General features: G+C 59.6%; 20 protein-coding genes and 3 pseudogenes. 6 read left to right on the forward strand and 17 right to left on the reverse strand.

Annotated elements, in window-relative coordinates:
- Positions 1–213: 213 nt before the first annotated feature.
- On the reverse strand, positions 214–627 hold the full coding sequence (locus tag JKL46_RS30645; RefSeq protein ID WP_201841652.1) for a response regulator: 414 nt from the start codon (positions 625–627) through the stop codon (positions 214–216).
- A gap of 588 nt (positions 628–1,215) precedes the next feature.
- On the opposite strand from JKL46_RS30645, the gene JKL46_RS30650 reads away from it, so the two are divergent.
- Both JKL46_RS30650 and JKL46_RS30655 read left to right on the forward strand, forming a co-directional pair.
- Positions 1,216–1,800, forward strand: coding sequence for a sigma-70 family RNA polymerase sigma factor (locus JKL46_RS30650; RefSeq protein ID WP_201841655.1), 585 nt, complete (start codon positions 1,216–1,218; stop codon positions 1,798–1,800).
- The gene (locus tag JKL46_RS30655; protein ID WP_201841658.1) at positions 1,797–2,579 is read left to right on the forward strand and encodes an anti-sigma factor family protein; all 783 of its coding nucleotides are present in this window, start codon (positions 1,797–1,799) and stop codon (positions 2,577–2,579) included. The genes JKL46_RS30650 and JKL46_RS30655 overlap by 4 nt, the downstream gene beginning before the upstream one ends.
- A 135-nt stretch (positions 2,580–2,714) precedes the next feature.
- Here the strand turns inward: JKL46_RS30655 and JKL46_RS30660 are convergent, their stop codons facing one another.
- From JKL46_RS30660 to JKL46_RS35950, 5 genes are all read right to left on the reverse strand, one after another.
- Positions 2,715–3,149, reverse strand: coding sequence for a DoxX family protein (locus tag JKL46_RS30660; RefSeq protein WP_201841697.1), 435 nt, complete (start codon positions 3,147–3,149; stop codon positions 2,715–2,717).
- A gap of 64 nt (positions 3,150–3,213) precedes the next feature.
- Positions 3,214–3,678: a tetratricopeptide repeat protein gene (locus JKL46_RS30665; RefSeq protein WP_201841661.1), complete on the reverse strand. Its 465-nt coding sequence runs from the start codon at positions 3,676–3,678 to the stop codon at positions 3,214–3,216.
- 21 nt (positions 3,679–3,699) lie between these two features.
- The gene (locus JKL46_RS30670; RefSeq protein WP_201841665.1) at positions 3,700–4,671 is read right to left on the reverse strand and encodes an MBL fold metallo-hydrolase; all 972 of its coding nucleotides are present in this window, start codon (positions 4,669–4,671) and stop codon (positions 3,700–3,702) included.
- A gap of 1,128 nt (positions 4,672–5,799) precedes the next feature.
- Positions 5,800–6,213, reverse strand: coding sequence for a hypothetical protein (locus JKL46_RS35945; RefSeq protein ID WP_246529648.1), 414 nt, complete (start codon positions 6,211–6,213; stop codon positions 5,800–5,802).
- Positions 6,207–6,836 (reverse strand): endonuclease/exonuclease/phosphatase family protein, encoded by a 630-nt coding sequence (locus JKL46_RS35950; RefSeq protein ID WP_246529649.1) that lies wholly within the window; start codon positions 6,834–6,836, stop codon positions 6,207–6,209. The genes JKL46_RS35945 and JKL46_RS35950 overlap by 7 nt, the downstream gene beginning before the upstream one ends.
- A gap of 539 nt (positions 6,837–7,375) precedes the next feature.
- Here JKL46_RS35950 and JKL46_RS30680 point away from each other — a divergent pair.
- Positions 7,376–8,782, forward strand: coding sequence for an adenylate/guanylate cyclase domain-containing protein (locus tag JKL46_RS30680; RefSeq protein WP_201841668.1), 1,407 nt, complete (start codon positions 7,376–7,378; stop codon positions 8,780–8,782).
- A 279-nt stretch (positions 8,783–9,061) separates the two neighbouring features.
- On the opposite strand, the gene JKL46_RS30685 is transcribed toward JKL46_RS30680, so the two are convergent.
- The 4 genes and pseudogenes from JKL46_RS30685 to JKL46_RS30700 form a co-directional block, all read right to left on the reverse strand.
- A complete protein-coding gene (locus tag JKL46_RS30685; RefSeq protein ID WP_201841671.1) occupies positions 9,062–10,048 on the reverse strand; it encodes an ABC transporter substrate-binding protein in 987 nt (328 codons plus the stop codon).
- A 569-nt stretch (positions 10,049–10,617) separates the two neighbouring features.
- Positions 10,618–10,983: pseudogene (locus JKL46_RS30690) on the reverse strand (SDR family NAD(P)-dependent oxidoreductase); the annotation flags it as partial.
- A 112-nt stretch (positions 10,984–11,095) separates the two neighbouring features.
- Entirely contained in the window at positions 11,096–11,302 is a 207-nt protein-coding gene (locus tag JKL46_RS30695; RefSeq protein WP_201841674.1) for a hypothetical protein, read from the reverse strand.
- 186 nt (positions 11,303–11,488) lie between these two features.
- Entirely contained in the window at positions 11,489–11,935 is a 447-nt protein-coding gene (locus tag JKL46_RS30700; protein ID WP_201841677.1) for a CBS domain-containing protein, read from the reverse strand.
- Between the two features lie 333 nt (positions 11,936–12,268).
- Here JKL46_RS30700 and JKL46_RS30705 point away from each other — a divergent pair, with 333 nt between their 5' ends.
- Positions 12,269–13,456: an MFS transporter gene (locus tag JKL46_RS30705; protein ID WP_201841680.1), complete on the forward strand. Its 1,188-nt coding sequence runs from the start codon at positions 12,269–12,271 to the stop codon at positions 13,454–13,456.
- A 59-nt stretch (positions 13,457–13,515) separates the two neighbouring features.
- Here JKL46_RS30705 and JKL46_RS30710 read toward each other — a convergent pair whose 3' ends face one another.
- The 3 genes from JKL46_RS30710 to JKL46_RS35955 all read right to left on the reverse strand — a co-directional run bounded on the left by JKL46_RS30710 (position 13,516) and on the right by JKL46_RS35955 (position 15,256).
- Positions 13,516–14,220, reverse strand: a complete 705-nt coding sequence (locus JKL46_RS30710; protein WP_201841683.1) for an alpha/beta hydrolase — start codon at positions 14,218–14,220, stop codon at positions 13,516–13,518.
- A 576-nt stretch (positions 14,221–14,796) separates the two neighbouring features.
- On the reverse strand, positions 14,797–14,937 hold the full coding sequence (locus JKL46_RS30715) for a hypothetical protein (RefSeq protein WP_201841686.1): 141 nt from the start codon (positions 14,935–14,937) through the stop codon (positions 14,797–14,799).
- Between the two features lie 91 nt (positions 14,938–15,028).
- The gene (locus JKL46_RS35955) at positions 15,029–15,256 is read right to left on the reverse strand and encodes a hypothetical protein (protein ID WP_246529650.1); all 228 of its coding nucleotides are present in this window, start codon (positions 15,254–15,256) and stop codon (positions 15,029–15,031) included.
- A 501-nt stretch (positions 15,257–15,757) separates the two neighbouring features.
- Between JKL46_RS35955 and JKL46_RS35250 the strand changes: the two genes are divergently transcribed.
- Positions 15,758–16,123 carry a hypothetical protein gene (locus tag JKL46_RS35250; RefSeq protein ID WP_210381520.1) on the forward strand — a complete coding sequence of 122 codons (366 nt, stop codon included), beginning with the start codon at positions 15,758–15,760 and terminating at the stop codon, positions 16,121–16,123.
- Between the two features lie 587 nt (positions 16,124–16,710).
- Here JKL46_RS35250 and JKL46_RS30730 read toward each other — a convergent pair.
- The 4 genes and pseudogenes from JKL46_RS30730 to JKL46_RS37075 form a co-directional block, all read right to left on the reverse strand.
- Complete coding sequence (locus JKL46_RS30730) at positions 16,711–16,863, reverse strand: hypothetical protein (RefSeq protein WP_201841692.1); 153 nt, start codon at positions 16,861–16,863, stop codon at positions 16,711–16,713.
- A 378-nt stretch (positions 16,864–17,241) separates the two neighbouring features.
- Positions 17,242–17,472, reverse strand: a pseudogene (locus JKL46_RS30735) (DUF2188 domain-containing protein); the annotation flags it as partial.
- 261 nt (positions 17,473–17,733) lie between these two features.
- Complete coding sequence (locus JKL46_RS37070) at positions 17,734–17,949, reverse strand: DUF6894 family protein (protein ID WP_425493336.1); 216 nt, start codon at positions 17,947–17,949, stop codon at positions 17,734–17,736.
- Positions 17,924–17,977, reverse strand: a pseudogene (locus JKL46_RS37075) (hypothetical protein); the annotation flags it as partial. The pseudogene JKL46_RS37075 and the gene JKL46_RS37070, both read right to left, overlap by 26 nt.
- Positions 17,978–18,296: 319 nt before the next feature.
- Between JKL46_RS37075 and JKL46_RS36470 the strand changes: the two are divergent.
- Positions 18,297–19,424, forward strand: coding sequence for a calcium-binding protein (locus JKL46_RS36470; protein WP_281400187.1), 1,128 nt, complete (start codon positions 18,297–18,299; stop codon positions 19,422–19,424).
- Positions 19,425–19,812: the final 388 nt, after the last annotated feature.

Here is a 19,812-nt window from a genome sequence, read left to right on the forward strand (position 1 = left end):
GTTTTCTCGGCATTTGGGTCCTCCTGTCTGCCTCAAGACATACTTCAAGGTGGACCAATTCAATGGGGGTGGATCATTGGGCTTGCCGGTCACAATCGGCGGGTGAAGACGTTCACAATTTCCTGTTCGTCATCGTCATAATCCTCTGGTGAAGGCAGGTCATCGCGATACTAGCCAATTGAGACAGCGGGCCTGACTGCAGGCACTCCGTTGTCATGCTGCGTGCTGAATGTCGGAGCCGATCTCGGCTCCTCCCGACAAATTATGGCTCGCATTGATGAACTGTTGGATGGTCTCCAACACTGCGGCCGGGCTCGGTTGATTAAGGATGATATCGTCGCCCGCAGACGGCCGAGCTTTGGATGCCGCGATGACGACGGGACGGGTCGGATAAGTATCGTGATACTCGTCGGCCAAGATCGAGCCATCGATCAGGATCGGCAGACTGGCCCGGGTGTAAAGCCAGGCGATGGGATGCTCCCAATCCCGCAGGACCAGAAATGCATGCTCGCCCGTATCCACCGTGGTCACGTCGTACCCTGCGGCCCGGAGCCACTGTGCGAGGGTTTCGCGGAAGATTGGATTGTTGTCGACGACAAGAATGCGATCAGAACAGTTCTTGTTCATGGTGGCCTCCCGGGCACTATCCCGTCCCTTGGACGGTCTCAGTGTCACTCAATTCGAGGCGCGGTTCAGTTGGCCTCATGTCTCAGAGATCTGTTTGGGCAGCGCTTTATTTTCGCAGAACACTCCATTCGAGCAGACTGGCGCGATCAGTGTGCTCAATCACACCTGCAGAACGAGAGGCTGCAAAATTGTCTCGCCGCACGGGAATAAACCAGGTTCGGGCTTGGTCTGGATAAGGCAGCGCAGCATCAGCACCGTGGACGCCGTCATGCCAGTCGACGGGCCGTCCAGTCCACGTTCAGTGGGGATGTTGCCAAGCTAGCCACTTAGAATTGTTGAGCAGCCATGAACCCGCGTCGTGCACACAGAGGTCTGAACATGAGCGGCAACACTGTGACCTTGAGCATACTCCCTCTGTGGGGACTTATGACGATGGTCCCCGCGTCAGGACAGCAGGAGGCACAGGCAAGTTCCAAATGGTGGCCGACGAGCCGGTCCACGGCATCCGGAAATGTGACAGTCAGGAGGGAAGAGGGTACAATCCCGCAACGCGCGGAGGAACCTGTGCCGGTCTCCCTGGCGCCTCCCATGACGGCCGAGCAAGCCGATCTCGCCCGGCGCTTTCGCGGGCTGATGCTCCCGCATCTGGATGCCGCTTACAACCTGGCGCGCTATCTCCTGCGGGATCCGGTCGCCGCCGAGGACGTCGCGCAGGACGCATTTCTGCGGGCGTTCCGCGCCTTCGAGGGCTACAGGGGTGGGGACCCGAAGGCATGGATCCTGGCGATCGTGCGAAACTGCTGCCACACCTGGGCGAAAGCCGCGGCATCGGATCCAACGGTTCCGCTTGAGAGGGCCGGAATAGACCAAGGAGACGATGCAGGCGATGCATTCGAGAGCAGCGCCGGGCCGGTTGATCCTGAGGACAGCCCCGAAACCGCCGCCGTGCGGCACAACGAGATCGCGACCATGAGGGAGTTGATCGAAAACCTACCTATTCCGTTCCGGGAGACGCTGGTCCTGCGGGAACTCGAGGAGCTCTCCTATCAGGAGATCGCCGAAGCGACCGGGACGCCGATCGGCACCGTGATGTCCCGCCTCGCCCGGGCCCGGCACCTGCTCGCCGATGCTTGGCGCCAGCGCACCGCAGAGCGCGAGGAGACACGGTCATGACCCTCCCTTGTGCTGACATGGAAGTCCTCATGCACGGTCACCTCGACGGCGAGCTGGATGCCGCGAATTCGTTCGGGGTCGAGGGTCATTTGAGAACCTGTCCAGCCTGTGGGGGTGAATATCAGCGCCTGCAGGTGCTTCGGGCAACCCTGCGAGATGACCGCCTACGGTATCGGGCACCTGATGCGCTGCGCGTGCGAATCCTGGAGGCCATTGAGCCTGCTCCAACGGCTCGGGCTGCACCGGCAGCCGCCCGCTGGTGGCAGCGCCTGTGGCGCGATCGCTACCTTGGCCTGCCGGCGGCTGCTTTTGCAGCAGGTCTTGCGATGGTCCTGGTCCTGCCGCGTCAGTCCCTGGATCTGGAGCAGGAACTTGTCTCCGAGCATATTCGCTCCCTGATGGCAGGCCACATCACGGACGTGACCACGTCAGACCAGCATATGGTGAAGCCCTGGTTCGACGGCCGGCTTGATTTCGCTCCCCCGGTTATCGATCTGGCCAGTGAGGGCTTCGCGCTGACCGGCGGCCGGCTCGACTACATCGCAGGACGGGCGGTAGCAGCCCTGGTGTACAAACGCCGCGAGCACCTGATCAACCTGTTCATCTGGCCGGCGGAGAAGGCTGAGGTCGGGGCTGATCGGGTGCAGTCATCCGTCAACAACGGGTACAACACGCTGCACTGGTCGGGGAGCGGGATGACCTTCTGGGCGATCTCGGATCTCAACCCCGCTGAGCTACAGGAGTTCATGCGCCGTTTCCAGAACCATCTCGCGCGCTAATAATTCTTTCTGGATGCGTCGGAGATGCCTACACCCGTCCGACAACCAGTCTCGGTGAGCTGGGACATGCTACGGCAAGCCTAGGCGAGGATGAGGATGTGACGCTCTACAAGCGATGTATCAGGTACACGAAGGTCACGCGGCGTATCCAAGGAGCTGCCTGCGTCTGAACGCTCTGTCCAACGACAGTGCGCCTGCCCCGGTGGCGGCCAGCACGAACATGCCGCCCGCGATCGCAAGATCCTTCTCGAAGTGCAGAAGCTCGTTGCGAACGGCGAAGTTGGAATGAAACAGGATAGCGGTTGCGAGGCAGAACAATCCCAGGCTCAGTGAGCCCAAGCGTGCGTGCCAGCCCAATGCGACCATCAAGCCCGCCCCGAGTTGCAGCAGGATCGTCAAAACCAGCACGTAAGGTGGGACACCGACCTTGCTCATCGCGGACGCGGAAACTGCGAAGCCGGTTGCAAGCGTGACCCCTTCATGAAGGAAGATCAAAGCCAACAGGAACCTCCCCAGAAGCAGGAGGGGATCGGCAGTCTTCGACAGAATTGCCTCAAGCGTCCGTGGCATCGCGACCTCCCGATCGTCAGCACAGTGGAAAGAGGTGGGCGAAGTCATCGCCCACCCGGCAGCGTCACTTGGCGGCTGTCCGTTTCAGGGCTTTCTCCAGGTCCTGACGCTCTTCGCAGCCGCCTGGACACAATTTGACGAGCGCTGCGAGCTGTTCCCTGGCTTTGCCGATATTGCCGGTTTCGACATACAGCTCGCCGAGGTACTCGCGGGCTGGCCGGTAGTCGGGCTGGAGCTGCAATGCCTTGGTGTAGTAGGTCAGCGAGGTTGCGTAGTCGCCTGTCTTGCGCAGGGTGTATCCCATCAGATTGTAGATGTCGGCCTGCTGGGTATCTTCAGCCAGACCGCGCAGCTCTTCCAGAGCCGCACCATAGCTGCCGGCCTGGATCTTGGCCCGTACGGAGCTCAGATCGACAGAGCCGGTCGATGTATCATCATCGACCGCAAACGCTGCGCTGCTGGTCAGGGCTGGTGTAAGCGCTATCCCGGTCAGGAGAGCAAGGGAAAGGAAAGAGGTTCTCGTCAACATGGCCTGTTCTCGCTGGTTGGGTCAGATTGCTACCGGGGTAAAGGCATAGGCGTTGTCGTCTTTTGTGAACGTACCGAGGCCCGGGAACGGAAAATGCGCCCCGCAAATCATCATCCTGTCCGCAATGACCCGATCGATGATCTTGCGGCGGGTCGCCACCGCCATCGGCCCGTCCTGGTCGTAGGCACCCTGCCAGTCCGGATGGGGCGCCAGGAGAGCCGGGACGTACATAGTGTCGTTCGACACCAGCAACTGGTCGCTGCCTGAACTCACTAGGAAAGCGGAATGGCCAGGCGTATGACCGAAAGCCTCGAGGATCTGGATCCCGGGGGTGATCTCGGTACCGCTTTCGACGAGCCTCCAGTTGTTCCAGGTCGGAAAGACATCGGCGATGCGCTTGCCGGCGGCCCGGCGACCCTCCGGCAGTTTCTCGACGCGGCCTGGCTCCGTCCAGAACCTATACTCGACACTGTTGACCACCAGTTCGGCCTCTGGAAACACGGCGTCGTTTGTACCCTTCTCCATCAGACCCCAGACGTGGTCCGGGTGGAAATGCGAGATCAGGATCGTGCTGATCTGGCTGCGATCAATGCCGGCAGCCTTCATGTTGGCCGGCAGATGGGTGGCGTTGGCCTGCCATTGGCCGACGCCGGATCCGGCGTCGATCATGATGTGCCGGTCCCCGATCTTCAGGACGAGGACTGTGAGCGGGATCGGCATGAACTCGGTCGTCAGTCCAGCCTTGGCGAGCGCCGCCTTCGTCTCATCGACGGTCACGCCCTTGATGAAGGCAGGGTCATGCGGCTTGCGCCAGATGCCGTCATAAACGGCCGTCGCTTCAATGGACCCGACCTTGTACTTGTAGAAGCCTGCTGTTGGCTCGACAGGAGCCTCTGCGTGAGCGTCTGCAATCCAGGCCAGTGGTTTCTGTAGCCCGAAAGCCGCGGCCATGGCCGCGCTGATCAGGACGCCTCGGCGTGACATGTTGAACATCTCAGTTCTCCGTCAATCGGTGGATTGAGGAGCCATGTGGACATCGGGCCCCGTCATTGCTCCTTACTGGCAAGACCATGGCGTTCACGGTTTTATTCCCGGGTCGGCGAGCCGAGTTCAGCGCGATCCAATTGCCTCGGACGGACCGTCCGATATCGCTTGTAAGAGAGGCCAGTCGGCACAGAAGGCTAGGTTCATTCAGCGCGAGTAAAGACAGATAAATCGATAAGCTATGTGCCCTCGCTACCTCGCAGGCAGCCTACGCGACCTTTCTCTAAAGCTTCGGATCTAAATGTGCTCCCTCACTTGTGGGATGATCCGATGTTTTCTCCTCTTCCCTAAGCACATCATTGGATGAGGGAAACGGGTGACCCTTCTATACGAAGCCGCAGATCTTTTGGACATTGAGAAGCCCAGGAATGTCGCCTATGGGTCAATTTGTGAAATTTAGGCATGCCCGTCAAAGGTCCGCTCACTGCGGGTGACTAGACCTTTGTGGCTTCGTTACAAGCCGCTCAGTGGCAACACTATGAATGAGCTGGGAGTGGACGGAGGGTAGGCTTCGGACGACCCACTTCGCCGTTCGAGTTCCTAAGGTCGGCTCGACCTCGGACCTGAGCGAGTCCTGCCCATCTCAACGTTTGGCTACCTATTGGCTACCTGGAAGAAAACGACTCAAAGGGCAGATGCCGGTAACCCTTTGATATTGTTGGTGAGCGCGCTGGGACTCGAACCCAGGACCCTCTGATTAAAAGTCAGAAGCTCTCAGCGAGGCGGAGAAACGGGCGTTCCGGATGTGCCCAGATCGGGGCATGCCTGCGCGACCTGGAAGCCTATGCGGACTCAAGCACCCTGCAGACGGCGGCAAGCAGAAGACCAAAGTGTTTCGCGACGTGTGCCGGCGCCGCCCCCGCCTTGCGTTGCCCCACCTGTAACGCGGATGAGGTCTTGCCGGATTGTGAGGACTTGATCCGTTGTTTTGCCCGAAGCAAAGCGGGCGGAGCTGATTGGCGAAATTCTCTGGGAAATCAATTCTCATGGCACTATCGTCAACTCGGCTTAATGGCCGCCTTGCAGGGAATCCTTCCACTGGCTGTCCCACGGATCCCAATGCTTCCCAAACCGCTCTCATGAATTGATGTTGATGGGCTTGTATTTGAATGTGGCGCAGATAATGCCGTGATCGTTCGTGCCGGTGGCTTTGTGATCATCAAAGTTCAAATGATCGTTGTTCACGGACATACCATCGAACATCCAGACACGTCGCTTGGAGTTGTCATAGAACTCCTCGCTCACCAGGATATGATCGAGTGACTCCATCACATCCTGAAAAACATGAGTGTAGTAGACATCCCGGGCACTACGGTATTCTTGCAGGGTCTGGGCGGTATAAAGACTGACATCGCCACCGCCCATGCTATCACCGACAAGATACCGCGGCTGCTCAGTCAGGATGTTCGCGGTGTTGCTGTGCTGGCCATCGTTGATGTCGCCAAGGACGATCACCGGCGTCCGAGTTCCCTTCATTTGCTCGGTCAGCATGAACCGCAACGCTGCAGCCTCTGCCGTACGGCGGATTGTGGAAATAGCAGCTCCCAGACTGGTGGCATGCTTCTTGTAGGATTCCTCATCGGCCGCGAACCAATCTTCCTGGAAAACCTTTGTCGGCCCTTCGATTTGAAATGACAGACATAGACATGGATCGGCTGGTGGTCTTCGCGGGGCTGAACGGCAAAGTGCAAAACGGGTCGTGAGAAGCGATGGATGCCCACGCTGATCGCGGGCGTCTGCGGATCGTCGCCGGAACTCTTAAGGACGAACTTTTCCGGGAATTCCTCGATCCATTCCGGCTGTCCAACCATCAGTCCTTTGCGCACGATCGCCGCGCAAACGATGCGCGTCCCGTCCGTGTCGTCGGGAACGAGAAGCTCATACTCGTTGGCGATTTCAGACGCTTCGAGCGCCTGCGTCATGGACTGGCGATGCCAAAGCTCCTGAAACCCAAAAATATTGGGATGCAACAACCGGATCGAGCGGCTTGTCCAGTCGATCTTCCGGTCATACTCGGCCTGGGACCACCCGCCGGTGTCAGTATAGACCGCCAATCCAGGTTCGTTCAGGTTGTACAGGTTGAACGTGCCGATGCTCAGCCGCTTGAGTTTCATAGGTCTCTCCTTGAACAACGATGTCGTTTCCGACACCGTGAAGAACCGACCTCATCATGGTCTGATTTCGGTTGCCTCGGAAGGGTCGCGCATTACGCAGCCTGTGCATCAGCATCGAATGCATTCCCTGAGCCGGCTACCAATGAGTGCATGGTGTTGCTGAGAATTCATAGCATCGGAGGGGGGCATCGTCGGGGTCGGTCGTGACTCCACTGATTTTCCATTTTGTGTCGCCAGACCACGGCATTGCGCTCCTCCTGCGAGGGAGCAACTTTCGTGCCGATTCACAGCCCCATCACGGACGTGGGAGGCCGATTCCGATTGACGGGATGCGCCCGATGGCGTATCTAGAACATAACAGGAACAAGCTTTGGGTTTACTACTGCCACTGTTGGCTGGCCGGATCGTTACCCGAGCCCGTTATGCTTGCATGCGGCGAATAAGGAAGGCCTGTCAGTCAGCGGGCGAAGTCCTCTGGACAGAAGCCCCTGCGGTTTCACATGCGTAATAGCCCGGACTGCAAATGGCGGATGTCGGCCATGTCCCACGTTGACGCTCTCTTCCCACCCCTCAGACAAGTGGCCGACGCGCAAGCAGTCGCCGTCATTGACCACCTCGTTCGAGAAGCCCCTGATCGTGCACTGCACCGCGTGAATGCGCTTGCCTTCGCAAAAGACAACGGCGTTGATGAAGAACAGGCGATCGCCGCCTTCCTGCACGCCACGCGCCTTGGGCTGTTTGAAATGTCATGGAATGTTTTGTGTCCGTCCTGCGGCGGTGTGCTTGACGCAGGCACCAGCTTGAAGTCGATCAATCGTGCCGAATATCGGTGCGCCTTTTGCGCGATCGGCTATGAGCCGAACTTGGACGAGATCGTTGAGGTAACCTTTACCGTAAGTCCGCGGCTCCGCCAGATCGCCGGGCATGATCCGAACGGTCTTCCGATCTGGGAGTACTGCCGGCAGATGTTCTGGAGTTCTGGTGTCGATCTGCCCGAGAACCTGGAATCGGTGGTTGCGGACATCACCCTTGAGGCTCTTGAGCTGCCTGCCGGGGAGAAAGCGATTCTGTCTTTGCAGTTGCCGGAGAAGTTCGTCATCATCTTCGACCCGGTGACCCATGCGACGCAGTTCATCAACGTCAAGGGCTCGCCGGCCCGCGAGCGCCAAAGCCTCTCGCTCGTGTTCGATCATGCCATGGCGGCAAGCGGGCCCATCGAGCTGCGCCCTGGACCGGTCCGTCTTTCGCTTGAGAACCACCGCGACGTGCGACTTCTGCCGACAGTGTGGATTGCTGATGATCGGCTCAATGATCTTGTCGCGCGGCGACGGCCATATCTAACCGCCAAGCGCCTCTTGACCAACCAGACCTTCCGGGATCTCCACCGGACCGATATGCTCGCTGTGGACCAGCGCCTGAAGATCACCAGCATGACCTTCTTGTTCACGGACCTGAGAGGCTCAACAGCGCTGTACGATCGCATTGGCGATCTCGCGGCGTACGACCTTGTGCGGGCGCATTTTCGGGTCTTGACTGAGAGTGTGGTCGCCGAAGCTGGAGCCGTTGTGAAGACGATCGGGGATGCGGTGATGGCGACCTTTTCCACCCCGCAGCAGGCGATCGCCGCAGCCTTCCGAATGCGCGAAGGAATGCGTCGCCTCAATGAGGAGCAGCAGCGGGAGGATCTCTACCTCAAAATTGGAATTCATGAAGGGCCTTGTCTCGCCGTGACCTTGAACGACCGCCAGGATTATTTCGGTCAGACCGTCAATGTGGCGGCTCGTGTCCAGGGGGCCGCCGATGCTCGCGCAATCTATGCGACAGGGTCGGTGGTCGAAGATCCTGAGTCGTCCCGGCTGCTCAAGACTATTGGTGTTCGGCCTGAGCCGCATTCCACAGTTCTGCGGGGGATCTCTGATGTGATGACGATTTACGAAATTGCCTAGAATGGCAACACGCAAGCCGACGGTAGGCCGTGCTTACCGGCGCACCCTTCATGGGGTCCGCACAAGAGCTATGCTCAATGACATGTTTAGGGCGAGCGCATCGGCAACTTTCCTGACGCGGCTCGACAATGGATCGTCAATTTGGACCGAGATGGTACTCGCGTCACTCTGGTGCCCGCTTAAAGCCGTTGTGCTAAAGGCTTTGTCGGACCTATCTCACGCGGCCATCGTCAGTCCAGATTCCCTGATCCCGCCAGTTTTGACTGAACCGCGAATGTCTTATTCAATCAGCACGTCAGCTTGCACCAGCAGCGATGGGGGCACCGTAATCCCGAGGCCGTTCGCCGTTTTCAGATTGATCGCGAAGGTGAAGCGGGTCGGATTCTCGAATGGTAACTCGGCCGGACTGGCGCCCCTGAGAATGCGGTCCACCAGCGCCGCCCCACGCTCGGCACTTCCGCTTTGGTCCGGTCCGTATGACATCAGTCCGCCGTCACGGACGAGAGACTCGAACTCATAGATGGCAGGCAGACGGTGAGCGGCGGAGAACTCGAACACCCGGCGCCGATTCAGAAGGGTGAGAGAGTCACTCACCATAAGGATGCCATCGGGCATTTGGCGGCTCATGGCGGCAAAGGCTGCAGCAAAGTCGTTCGGCTCGCGCACACCAAGGGCCTGTACGCTGAGGTTGAGCGCCTTCGCGGCCTGTTCTGACTCCCGGACCCGAAGCGTCATGCCAAGGTCGTTGGCGTTCCAAAGCATCGCTACCTGCTTCAGCGTCGGCGTCAGGTCTTTCAGGAGTTCCAGGCGTTTCGGCGAGAGCTGGACGGATACGTCCGATATGCCGGTGATATTGCCTCCGGGCCGGGCAAGACTCGCGATCAGGCCTGTCGCAACCGGATCGCCCGTTCCGCCGAGAACAACTGTTGGAATGGTACCGATCTGCTTGGCCGCGAGCGCGGGCGGATAGCCCTGCACGACTATCACGTCGACCTTGTTCGCGATGAAATCCTGAATCAGTGCGGGGATGCGCTCGAGCTGGCCCTCGGCCGCTCGGGTCTCGATGATCAGATTGCGCCCGAGCACATAGCCATGCTGGGCGAGACCGCGGACCAGAGCTGGACCATAGACGCTCGCGGTCATCGGTGTGCCTGGGCTGAGCGTGCCGACGCGAAACATCTTGGAGGATGGTTGTCCGCGTGCTCCTGTAGAACCCATCGCGAGTGCGAGCGAACCCAAGCAGCAGAGAACGTCGCGGCGCTTCATGCCAACCTCCGAAGGAGGCAAGCGACCCCTTGAGCACATTGAAGTCCGAATTTAACCATGAAACAGTGCCTGCGCCTAGGGCTCAAGCGAAGTTCCGGCCGGCACCCCTGCTCACTCGCGCGGCCCAGCAGTTGGGATTGGCGCCCGGATCGGGGTGCGCGGCGATGAAGTCCTCGGCAGCGTGCTCGCTATCGGGCGAGTCGTTGCGACGAACCGGCTCTTCTTGATGATCTGTTCAAACGAGGTCGGGCGTTCCAGGGTCAACATGCGCGATGCAACGGTCTCACCGTCTGAGGATCTTGTCCTTACGCGGCTTCTTCCAGGGGCACCAGATTAGGGCCATAGAAGGCAGCTTTATGGCTCAATCGTTGCGGGAAGCTCAGCTTGGTGCAAGCACCAATCCCTGATCACCGGAACCTATGTGCTCTCGTCCAGCACCTTGCGGATTGTGGTCAGCGACAGGCCAAAGTGCTTCGCCACCTGAGTGGGGGCCACCCCGCCAAAAGCGCGGCCCGCACCGCTTTGCGTTGCCCCTCCTGCAACTGCGCTGATGCCTTGCAACGACGCGTCAACTCGTCGATGCGAAGCTCCATATTCTGTGCAAAGCGGGTGGTTGGGGCGTAGCCCGGCTCAACCAGTTTGACGCACACGTTGAATGCCTGAAACTCGTGGGCGAGCGATCCCGTGAACCCTTCGATCGCCATTTTGCTGGCGGTGTACACCGCCACCAGCGGCATCGGGGCCAGCGCCACGCTGGAGGTCACGTTCACCACCACGCCTGACCTCTGCGCGCGAAATTAGGGCAGCAAGGCCTGCGTCATCGCCATCACGCCGAACGTGTTGGTCTCGAACACCTTGCGCGCCTGGGCCAACGACGTCGCCTCAAACGCACCGATTAGACCAATGCCCGCATTGCTGACGAGCACGTCAATGGGCACTGATGGAACGCCGCCGCACCTATGCGGTGAAATGCGCATCGGCGCGGACCTTGGCAGCAATGAGAATGCTGGCGGCAAACAGATATGAGCTGATCAAAGTGCCGAACGGTCAGAGGGTCGAGCCCTTGCGGGCTTTTTCCTGCTGGACCAGCTCCTGCAAAAGCTGGTGGGCCAGGGTGTCATGCGCCACCTTCGGGGCGATCTCTGCCGACTTCCGGCCGTAGGGGGTCGTCACGGTGAGGATCTTGCGGTCGACCTGGTAGGTGCCCGCGTAGGTTCGTCCCTCGATCTTGATGTGGATCGCATGGCCTGACATGGGGAAAGACCTCCTTCCTGAGAGCTCGCCCGACGCCTCGGCACGAGCATACCCCTCCAAGGGTGGAGAGCCACACCCATGAGCTGCGCAACGGCAGACCCTCTCCGCCCGTCGCTTGAGATCGGGGGCGCTGTCCACGTCCCCTTCTCTGCGTTAGGCTGTACCGAATTTCGCCGCGTTAACGGCTCAATGCCGAGATCCGCCGGTCTGGCTGTGCAAGCCGCCCGGCTGCGAGATGCCGGCCATCGCGGTCCCGACCTTCGCGGCCTTGTCGTTCATCGCCAAGTCGCCGAGCGAGACAATGCCGACCAGACGCTTGTCGCGGTTGAGCACCGGCAGGCGGCGAACCTTGATGTCGGCCATGTTGCGTTCCACCTTGGCGGTATCATCGTCCTCGAAGCAATACAGCACCTCGTCCGTCATCACCTCGCGGATTGGGGTGTCTGGGCCCCTGCCCTGAGCGACGGCTCGAATGGCGATGTCACGGTCAGTGATCATGCCGGCCAGGCGGTCGCCGTCGCGCACCGGCAGGATGCCAGCGTCCATCTCAGCCATCAGTTGAGCCGCATCCCGGATGGTCTGGGTCGGCTCGATCAGCCGCACATCGCGTGTCATGATCTCACTGATTTTCATGGGTTCCTCCTCTCGGATGCCCCGTCAGAGTGGTTTTCATCACCTGCCTCTTCGGGTTAGAACGCGCGGGTCGTCGCCTGATGAAGCGCTCGGCGGATGACCTGCGCCGACGTTCGGTTTCCTCCTGCGAGGGCAACGCCATGTTGGGGTTGGCGTTCCGGCTGCGGGGCCTCAACAACAAGAGCAGGCCACCGACCCGATCCAGGCGGTCCTGTCCCAGCCAGTAAGCAATTGGCCGTCAAGGCCGAGGACCACCGATGGGTCAAAAACATGCCTTGCATGCTAAAGATGACCATAGCCCTTAAACCTCTCCCCGACAGTTGAGCTGCATTCATGTCCCGTAACACTGCCCTGGACTGGCTCAACTTCCTGCTGGCCGATGTCAGGGGTGGGCTGGGGCCCTATGTCAGTGTCTTCCTCCTCACCGAGGCCGATTGGAATCAGGCGACGATCGGGCTGGTTCTGACGATCAGCGGTCTCATCGGCATTTCCATGCACACGCCCGTCGGGGCCCTGATCGACGCCACCCGGGCCAAGCGCGGCCTCATTATTGCGGGCATCCTTGCCCTCTCAGTTTGCGCCGTAGCCATTGCATGGCGTCCGACCGTCCCAGTGGTGTTCGCGGCCGACGTCACGATGGCCATCCTGGGCGCCGTCTTCGCCCCCATTGTCGCTGCGATCACGCTGGGCCTCGTCGACGAGGACAAATTGGCGGCCCGCTTGGGGCGCAATGCCGCCTTTGATCGAGCCGGAAATCTGTTTGTTGCCGCCGTGGCAGCAGCTGTTGGCACAGCTTTGGGTCAGCAGGCTGTGTTTTACCTAGTCCCCTTCTTTGGCGTGTGGGCGGCATTGGTTGTGCTCTCGATCCCAGGCCATAGCATTGATCATCAGCGTGCCCGCGGTGGAGCAAGACCCGGGACGTCTCGTCAGCGCCAGCCGGAGAGTTGGGGTCTGCTGCTGACCCATAAACCGCTCCTGATCCTCGCGGCCGTGGCGGCGCTGTTTCACTTCGCCAATGCAGCCATGCTGCCCCTGATCAGCCAGAAGCTCGCGCTGGGCCATCCGGGGCAGGAGGCGGCACTCACATCGGGTGCGATCATCGTGGCGCAACTCGTGATGATCCCAGTGTCTCTGCTTGTGGGCTGGGCTGAGACAATCGGGCGCCGACCGCTGCTGCTCATCGCCATTGCCGCTCCCGTGCTGCGCGGGATCCTGTTCACACTCTCCGACGATGCGGCTTGGTTGATCGCGGTTCAGGTGCTGGATGGGATCGGGATTGGCCTGTTCGATGCCCTCCTGCCCCTCCTCTTGGCTGACATCATGCGTGGCTCGGGCCGCTACAATGTCGCGCGTGGGCTCATTGGAACGGTTCAGGGTATTGGCGGCTCTCTCAGCCAAGCGGCGGGAGGGTTCGTTGTGGTGGCGGCTGGGTACGACGTGGCGTTTCTTGTCCTGGCCGGCTCAGCAGTCGTCCCTTTCGTGCTTGTCTGGGTTGCCATGTCTGAGACCCGACCGCACTAGAGAGATGTTTGATCCCAGGGTTTGATGGTGCGATATTATCTCTGGAATGGAGGGACGCGCTATGGGCCAGGTTCTCCATGGGAGCGCCACGACGACTGAGGCGATCCGTCGAGCACTTCGCGCGGGTGGGAGAGCATCGGGACGTGGCTGCTCTTCAGTTCGACGGTTGTGGCGCCCATACGCTTTGCGGCGGAACGTTCCAGGTCAGGATGGACGGTGCGATCCTCGGTGGCCACGATGGACCAACTCGGCTTTAACCGCCACGCGATGCCATCGTGCTTTTGATTGAACAGATCCAAGGCCGGCGCGAAGTGGGTCGCATAGACGACCTCCTGCTCTTCGGGCGACAGGTCGCCGGCGAAGCATGCGACGCCGTCGGGACGCATCCAGACGCGGCCGTCCGCGACTTCGACGTACTTGAAGACATCCGTCTTGGGGAACTTGTCCTGCTGGCTCTGCGACGTCTCGGTCTCATCCGGACCCAAGGCCGCCATGTAGACAAGAGCGGCGACACGGGGGTCCACGCCGGCGTGCGTGATCACGGTCCCGCCGTAGGAGTGGCCGACAAGAACGATCGGACCACTGACCCGCCCAAACGTGCGGATGGTTGCATCGACATCGCCTTGCAGCGTGTCCAGGCCGTACTGCGCGGCCATTACCGCGTGCCCCTCCGCCCGCAGCGTCGGGATGAGCTTTTGAAAACATGAGCCATCGGCCCAGATCCCGTGAGCGAAGACGATACTCGGTTTGGAATGCGTGGACATGGGGCGCTCCTGTATGGCTGTGACAAATACGGCGCTGGTTGACCCGAGGGATCGCCCCGACGGCAAGAACCGATCCTGAGCCGTTTCATTGATCTCGACAAGGACCATCCGCTCCAGCGGTCGGTGTCGGGACGCCGTAACAGGCTTTTCCTCAAAGCCCTCGAATCCGCTCCACACGTTCTCTGTATCACGGCTGATGCGGCTGACTTTCCATACGGAGGCCGATCTACAAGCACGACCATCTGGCGGATTGACGATCATACCACCCCGCCAGGACGCCGTCTTCAACCAGTGAGGGACCTCTCGCGTCGCCAGCTCCAAGGTCCGGAAAGGGTCGGTCAATCGAGGGCGGAGACCGGCAGTTTCTAAAGGTCCCCTGTTCATTACCATTCGGACACTCCTGCTTACCTTACAGCTGGGATGCAGAAGGCCTTTGCCTTGCATTGCGGAAGGCCTCGCAAAGCACATCTATCCGTTCTTGAACAATCCCCATCGCTTTACGGATAAGAGTACGGATAGCTTCGCTTCCTACCAAGGCTCTAGGGCCGCATCCCTCTGCGGGCGGCGCACAAGTCGTCAGGCCCCATCCAGCACCCCGTTGGCGTCCACCTTCACAATCGGAGCGATCACCCGCACGATCGGGAGCGAGCGCTCGTTCCAGCCGTCGAGTGCACCCGACGCGACGAGGGCCTCCATCTGCCGATCGGCATCGGCCATATCAGTGGCGCGGATGATAGGGAAGCAACGGATTTCCTGACCGGAAGTCGATCCTGCTCCAGGCGACGGGTGCTTGTCTTCAAAGTGCGGCTCATTTCAATCGTTCTCCTTCGAGGCTTTCCAGCCGTTCCAGAATATCGGTGGTTTCAACGGCGCGGACGTAGCAGTCCACGAGCTGGGATAAGTCGTCCGCTTCCGAGGGTGTGAGGTCGCCTGACGCAACCGCCTCGACGATAGCCGCCGCAGTCTTCACCGCATCGGCAGGCGTCTCAAGCTTTGGCAGCTCGAATGTCACGGGGCGGTCCTTGCGGGGCGGCATGATCCGATCCATCACAAGCCGCATTGCCGTCGTATCGCCATCAAGCGCATCTCGACGGCCTTGCGCGTGAGGGCCTCGGCCTCACCATCCAGCAGCGCCTCCAGTGCCAATGTCGCCTTGTTGCGGGAGCCTCTCGGGCGTCCGGAGTTGCCGGGTGGGAACGGTTTGCCCCGCGTAGCCGCCACGTTCTTACGTGCAAAGGCCCACTGCCGTTCCTGAGTCAGTTCGATATAAAGCTCCTAGTGCAGCATCGATCATCGCAACCCGATGCAGCGGTGGAGCGGGAACCGCTGTATCAAGCGGCACGACTATAATGGTAAAAGGTCGACCTGGATTCAGGCCGCAATGCCGCAGCCAATAGGGTTTTGAATGCAGTTCGTTGAGCTGGTGCATCACCCTTTCGAGAAGCATGCCCCTTCCGTCGCCCTCCGAAATTGCGCTTAGTCATCTCATCGTTGAACAGCATCCTTGTCCTCCGATCACAGGACCCAAGGATTACCCTTGCAGCTTGATGACCCTTTTCCACTTGAAGAGCTTCCCGTTCATATCCGACAGACAATCCTGGAGGAGTTTGGGGGCCGTCGCCCGTCCATCAGGGAGGTCGCCAGCCTGCCGGATACTCATTGGCTCCAGCTGCCTCATATCGGTCCAAGGGTCTTAGCGTCGATACGTGAACTAACACGGGGAGCCCGTCGGAAAGCGAGGTTGCCCTCCTTGGCAGGAATGACAGACGCCGAGCTTGAAGCGGAATTCGACCGACTGAGTGACGAGAGGAGGGCTGTCGATACTCAGCTTAAGGAGGTGAAAGCTGAAATCCGCTTGAGATCCGAGGCTAAGCGATATGCTGATGGGGAGGGCGCATTTTGAACATCTCATGGCCTCCCGCGTCTTCCTCGACTCCGAATGAAGGAGGGAGATGTGAACTGGCAGCTAGAGCATTGGCGGTTCTGACAGAGCCAGTGCATCAAGGCTATCTCTTTTTTTACACAAGTGCTTCCCGTCACGAATCATTGTCCGATGCCGGGCCCGTTGCTCTAATTGAAACCGCGCCGAAGGATGGCACTCGGGTCTTGGTCTATCTCCCCGATGGCAGACAGACCGTGGCATGGTGGGAGTTGGAGTTCGAACCGATGGTGTGGGAGCAGAGCCGTGAGGCTTCAACCTATCGCGCTGCTTGGACCGATGGCACGGTAGCGTCATGGGCACATGAGGAGATGAGAGAGCTGAACCCGACCCACTGGCGGCCCCTACCGCCTCCCCCTGCTATATCCTCTTCCGATGACCCGCTCGCGCTAACAGGAGATTGATGACAGACCTTCGAGCAGTGCGCGACCGGAGATAGCGGGAACTACAGTACTGAAGGTCAGTGTCGCGGATGCTCGCGCCCGGATAGGCGCTCGGGCGAGGCCCAGGCGCAAATACATTCAGACGAAGCGACACGGGCCAAGAAGCGCTCAGTAGGTCGTGAGCGCCCAAGCAATTGCACCGGCGAGCACTATCATCGAGGCCACCAGTCCCGACAACCGCACCATAAAGGGAAGCTCCCTCCGCGCGATTCCACCTTCGTCGACGAGAAGCAATTCATTGGTAGTTTCGGCTTTGGCCATCACGCAATCCCAGCAACACCAAGCCCCAATGCCCTGCCATAGACGGCTGTTCCATCATACTTTGGCATTATGCTGAGCTGCTTTCATCTGCCCTGAGCAAGCGCATCCCTGTTCAGGTTACGCTTATTTACCATCCCAAGCCAGATTGATCGAACCGGGCGTGTTGCGTTTCAGCCCATCGAGATGCGGTGTTGCAACCGGCATCGCATGCGCCCGGATTGAGGTGTCGGGATTCCCTCAGCCGGGGCAGCTCTCGTTGGAATGGCAAAGCTCGGGGTAATCGAGATTGCGCCACGGCACTGCTGCGGACGGATTTCAGATTAGTCCGACACGATGAGCTTTTGCGGCAGACCTTGTTAACGTGCCAAGTCAGCCTTCCACGGCAGTCGCCGGTCTGTCATCCCCTTGCGCGACTTCCTCATGCCAAGCTCCAGCCGGATCCTGATACTCGATCGCCTCGGTCTGGCCAGACACCTCTTGCTCAACTGCAGCACGTTCGGCCGCATCCCGCGCTTGGTCATGAGTTGGGAATGCTTCTGAAAAGACATCACCCACTTTGTAAGCCCACCCACCGTCATGCTCCACAATCTGATAATGCACCTTAGCCACGGCTTTTCTCCTGATATCTCCTAGCTGAACAGCATTCTGACAGGTCGGTTCCGGCTGGCCCGTCAACACCTCCTGGGAGGCATGGCGGATCGAGTGCGACGTCTGAGCACAGCGCGACGATCAATCTGCAAATTGTCGGGTAGATGACAGATGGGGATCGATAAACCGAATACGGGGTGAGGACCGATACCGTTTCTGCCCCTACGGTCGGATCCTAGAGCGCCCACTCTACCGAGGGGCGCTTTCTTTCTTGCTGTTGTCCTAATCGTCGAAAGGCCCCTCTGCCAACATCAGCGAGAGTGCAGCTCGCACGACGGTTTGCCCCGCCTCGTCTCGGACGTTCACGACGAAGGTTCGGTAGTTTCCGTCTGGAAGAGGATCCTTGGCCATATCCGGGAGCGCCTTTTGAGCCTTGCTTGGCAGCATCGGCATCGGTGAGTTCTTGACCGGCCTCGTCAGAGTGGGCGTTTTCACCATCATAGGTGTCGAAGAAATAGCGAGGCATCAGCACTCCAGAAGTCGGGAATGCGGGTATCAAACGGGGCTGCAAGCCTTTTGTTCAGCCCATTCGCGAGACCGGCCTAATGACCTACCCCCGCGACACCACCGCCCTTTCCGAGCTCACTGGCGAACCATGAGCATTGCCTCTACTTAGAAAACGCGGCTTTCTCGGCGCCATGCCGGACCTCGCGCAGTGATTGGATATATTGTGACAAGACAGGCCGAGTGGAAAGTAGGTGGAACGGCGAGGCCATAGTCTTTGTTGACGCCTTTGCCGTCCCTGAGGCGGCCTCGAAATTGCTGCGTCACTTAGGGAGTTCTCCATGACCACTGTCATTGCCATTGAAGCCAAGCCCGTCGAGTTTGAGGGAGTGAATAGCGGCTTCCGTCATCTCTATCTCGTCAAGACGGTCACGGACGATCTAGGACGTGTCATTTCGGAAAAGGTCATCCGCGGCACGGCAGGCTCAAATGGTGACCTTGAAACGCTGGCTGATGCCAATCTAGCCACCTCGCCCGATCGGAGAGGCACTGACACCCCTGAGGAGCGGCACCGCAAAGTTCTCAATCTCGGTTCCAGGGATGCCGACGACGTCTGGCAGGTCATGGTCCAGCACGCCAACAATATCGAGAAAGCGGATCTCGATTATAGCGTCGATATCGTCCGCGGAGCGCCTGGGGGAGACCTGAACAGCAACTCCGTCGTAGCCTCGGTACTTCACTCGGTCGGCTTAAACCTGAGCACAAGCCTTCCTGTGGGCGTGAGCCGATCGGACGCCCCGCTTTATGGCCAGCTCAAGTTTATGAATGTGGACGACGCGCTCTTTGGAACCGCTAACAATGATCTGATCCTGGGTGGCGAAGGAAACGACCGTCTCTATGGTCGAGATGGGAACGATCGCCTCTACGGAGAAGGCGGCAACGATCAACTCCACGGCAGCTCCGGCAATGATCGTCTTTCTGGCGGCGACGGCAACGATACTCTGGACGGCCGAGCCGGAAATGATGCTTTGGATGGTGGGGGCAATAATGACCGTCTCTACGGCAGCTTCGGTGATGATGTCCTGACCGGCGGAAGCGGCAACGACCGTCTCTATGGCGAGTCGGGCGCAGACATCCTTCGAGGCGGCTCAGGCAAGGATGCCTTTGTCTATAACGCGGTTCCAAGCGGCCCCGCTGACGTCGACACCATCCGCGACTTCTCGGTCGCCGACGATACATTCTGGCTAAACAACAAGGTGTTCACGGGCTTGGGTACCGAAGGCGTATTGAAATCGTCGGCGTTCAGGACGGGAACAGTGGCGCATGATTCAACCGACCGTGTCATCTACGACCGCGCTCATGGCGTGCTCTACTACGATCAGGACGGCAACGGTGCGTCGGAGCAGGTTGTGGTGGCAAAGCTCTCCACAGGACTGAAAATGACCCATCTGGATATTCTAGTCATCTAGTTGGCACGACACGAAGTATCCGCGTAATGCAAAACGGCGGCGGCACGGCCTCTTCCTGCGCTAGCGCCGCCGCTTTCTTACTTGGCACGAAGGATGCCGATGGCAGGATGATCGACCGTGGCGTGCTCTAGATTAGGGGCGTGAAGGCGGCCGAGGAGATCCGAGCAGTCATGGATCGGCTACAGACGGTTCGAGCTGCCAAGTAAGGTGGCGTCGAGCAAGGCCGACGGGCCCCGCAAGGGCGTCGCGGCCTCACCAAAGCCCATTCCATACTGTGAATGATGCGAAATTGCTCGCCAGCTTTATGCGCATGGTTTCGGTGGCAGGTAGCGGCCCGGCATCACGCGCTGACGGATGCGCTGGATCCGGCCATAGCATTCACACACTG

Origin of the sequence: Microvirga zambiensis WSM3693 (assembly GCF_016735695.1) — a bacterium.
Taxonomy (GTDB): Bacteria; Pseudomonadota; Alphaproteobacteria; order Rhizobiales; family Beijerinckiaceae; genus Microvirga; species Microvirga zambiensis.

Bases quoted from the DNA above. Each gene is read 5' to 3' on its own strand.
- JKL46_RS37070 (WP_425493336.1), bottom strand. From the start codon at position 17,949: ATGGTGAAAACGCCCACTCTGACGAGGCCGGTCAAGAACTCACCGATG.
- JKL46_RS30645 (WP_201841652.1), bottom strand. From the start codon at position 627: ATGAACAAGAACTGTTCTGATCGCATTCTTGTCGTCGACAACAATCCA.
- JKL46_RS30650 (WP_201841655.1), top strand. From the start codon at position 1,216: ATGACGGCCGAGCAAGCCGATCTCGCCCGGCGCTTTCGCGGGCTGATG.
- JKL46_RS30695 (WP_201841674.1), bottom strand. From the start codon at position 11,302: ATGTCAGGCCATGCGATCCACATCAAGATCGAGGGACGAACCTACGCG.
- JKL46_RS35945 (WP_246529648.1), bottom strand. From the start codon at position 6,213: ATGCTGACCGAGCAAATGAAGGGAACTCGGACGCCGGTGATCGTCCTT.
- JKL46_RS30715 (WP_201841686.1), bottom strand. From the start codon at position 14,937: ATGGCCGATGCCGATCGGCAGATGGAGGCCCTCGTCGCGTCGGGTGCA.
- JKL46_RS30670 (WP_201841665.1), bottom strand. From the start codon at position 4,671: ATGTTCAACATGTCACGCCGAGGCGTCCTGATCAGCGCGGCCATGGCC.
- JKL46_RS35950 (WP_246529649.1), bottom strand. From the start codon at position 6,836: ATGAAACTCAAGCGGCTGAGCATCGGCACGTTCAACCTGTACAACCTG.
- JKL46_RS30710 (WP_201841683.1), bottom strand. From the start codon at position 14,220: ATGTCCACGCATTCCAAACCGAGTATCGTCTTCGCTCACGGGATCTGG.
- JKL46_RS30730 (WP_201841692.1), bottom strand. From the start codon at position 16,863: ATGGCCAAAGCCGAAACTACCAATGAATTGCTTCTCGTCGACGAAGGT.
- JKL46_RS36470 (WP_281400187.1), top strand. From the start codon at position 18,297: ATGACCACTGTCATTGCCATTGAAGCCAAGCCCGTCGAGTTTGAGGGA.
- JKL46_RS30680 (WP_201841668.1), top strand. From the start codon at position 7,376: ATGTCCCACGTTGACGCTCTCTTCCCACCCCTCAGACAAGTGGCCGAC.
- JKL46_RS30700 (WP_201841677.1), bottom strand. From the start codon at position 11,935: ATGAAAATCAGTGAGATCATGACACGCGATGTGCGGCTGATCGAGCCG.
- JKL46_RS30685 (WP_201841671.1), bottom strand. From the start codon at position 10,048: ATGAAGCGCCGCGACGTTCTCTGCTGCTTGGGTTCGCTCGCACTCGCG.
- JKL46_RS30705 (WP_201841680.1), top strand. From the start codon at position 12,269: ATGTCCCGTAACACTGCCCTGGACTGGCTCAACTTCCTGCTGGCCGAT.
- JKL46_RS35955 (WP_246529650.1), bottom strand. From the start codon at position 15,256: ATGCCGCCCCGCAAGGACCGCCCCGTGACATTCGAGCTGCCAAAGCTT.
- JKL46_RS30655 (WP_201841658.1), top strand. From the start codon at position 1,797: ATGACCCTCCCTTGTGCTGACATGGAAGTCCTCATGCACGGTCACCTC.
- JKL46_RS30660 (WP_201841697.1), bottom strand. From the start codon at position 3,149: ATGCCACGGACGCTTGAGGCAATTCTGTCGAAGACTGCCGATCCCCTC.
- JKL46_RS30665 (WP_201841661.1), bottom strand. From the start codon at position 3,678: ATGTTGACGAGAACCTCTTTCCTTTCCCTTGCTCTCCTGACCGGGATA.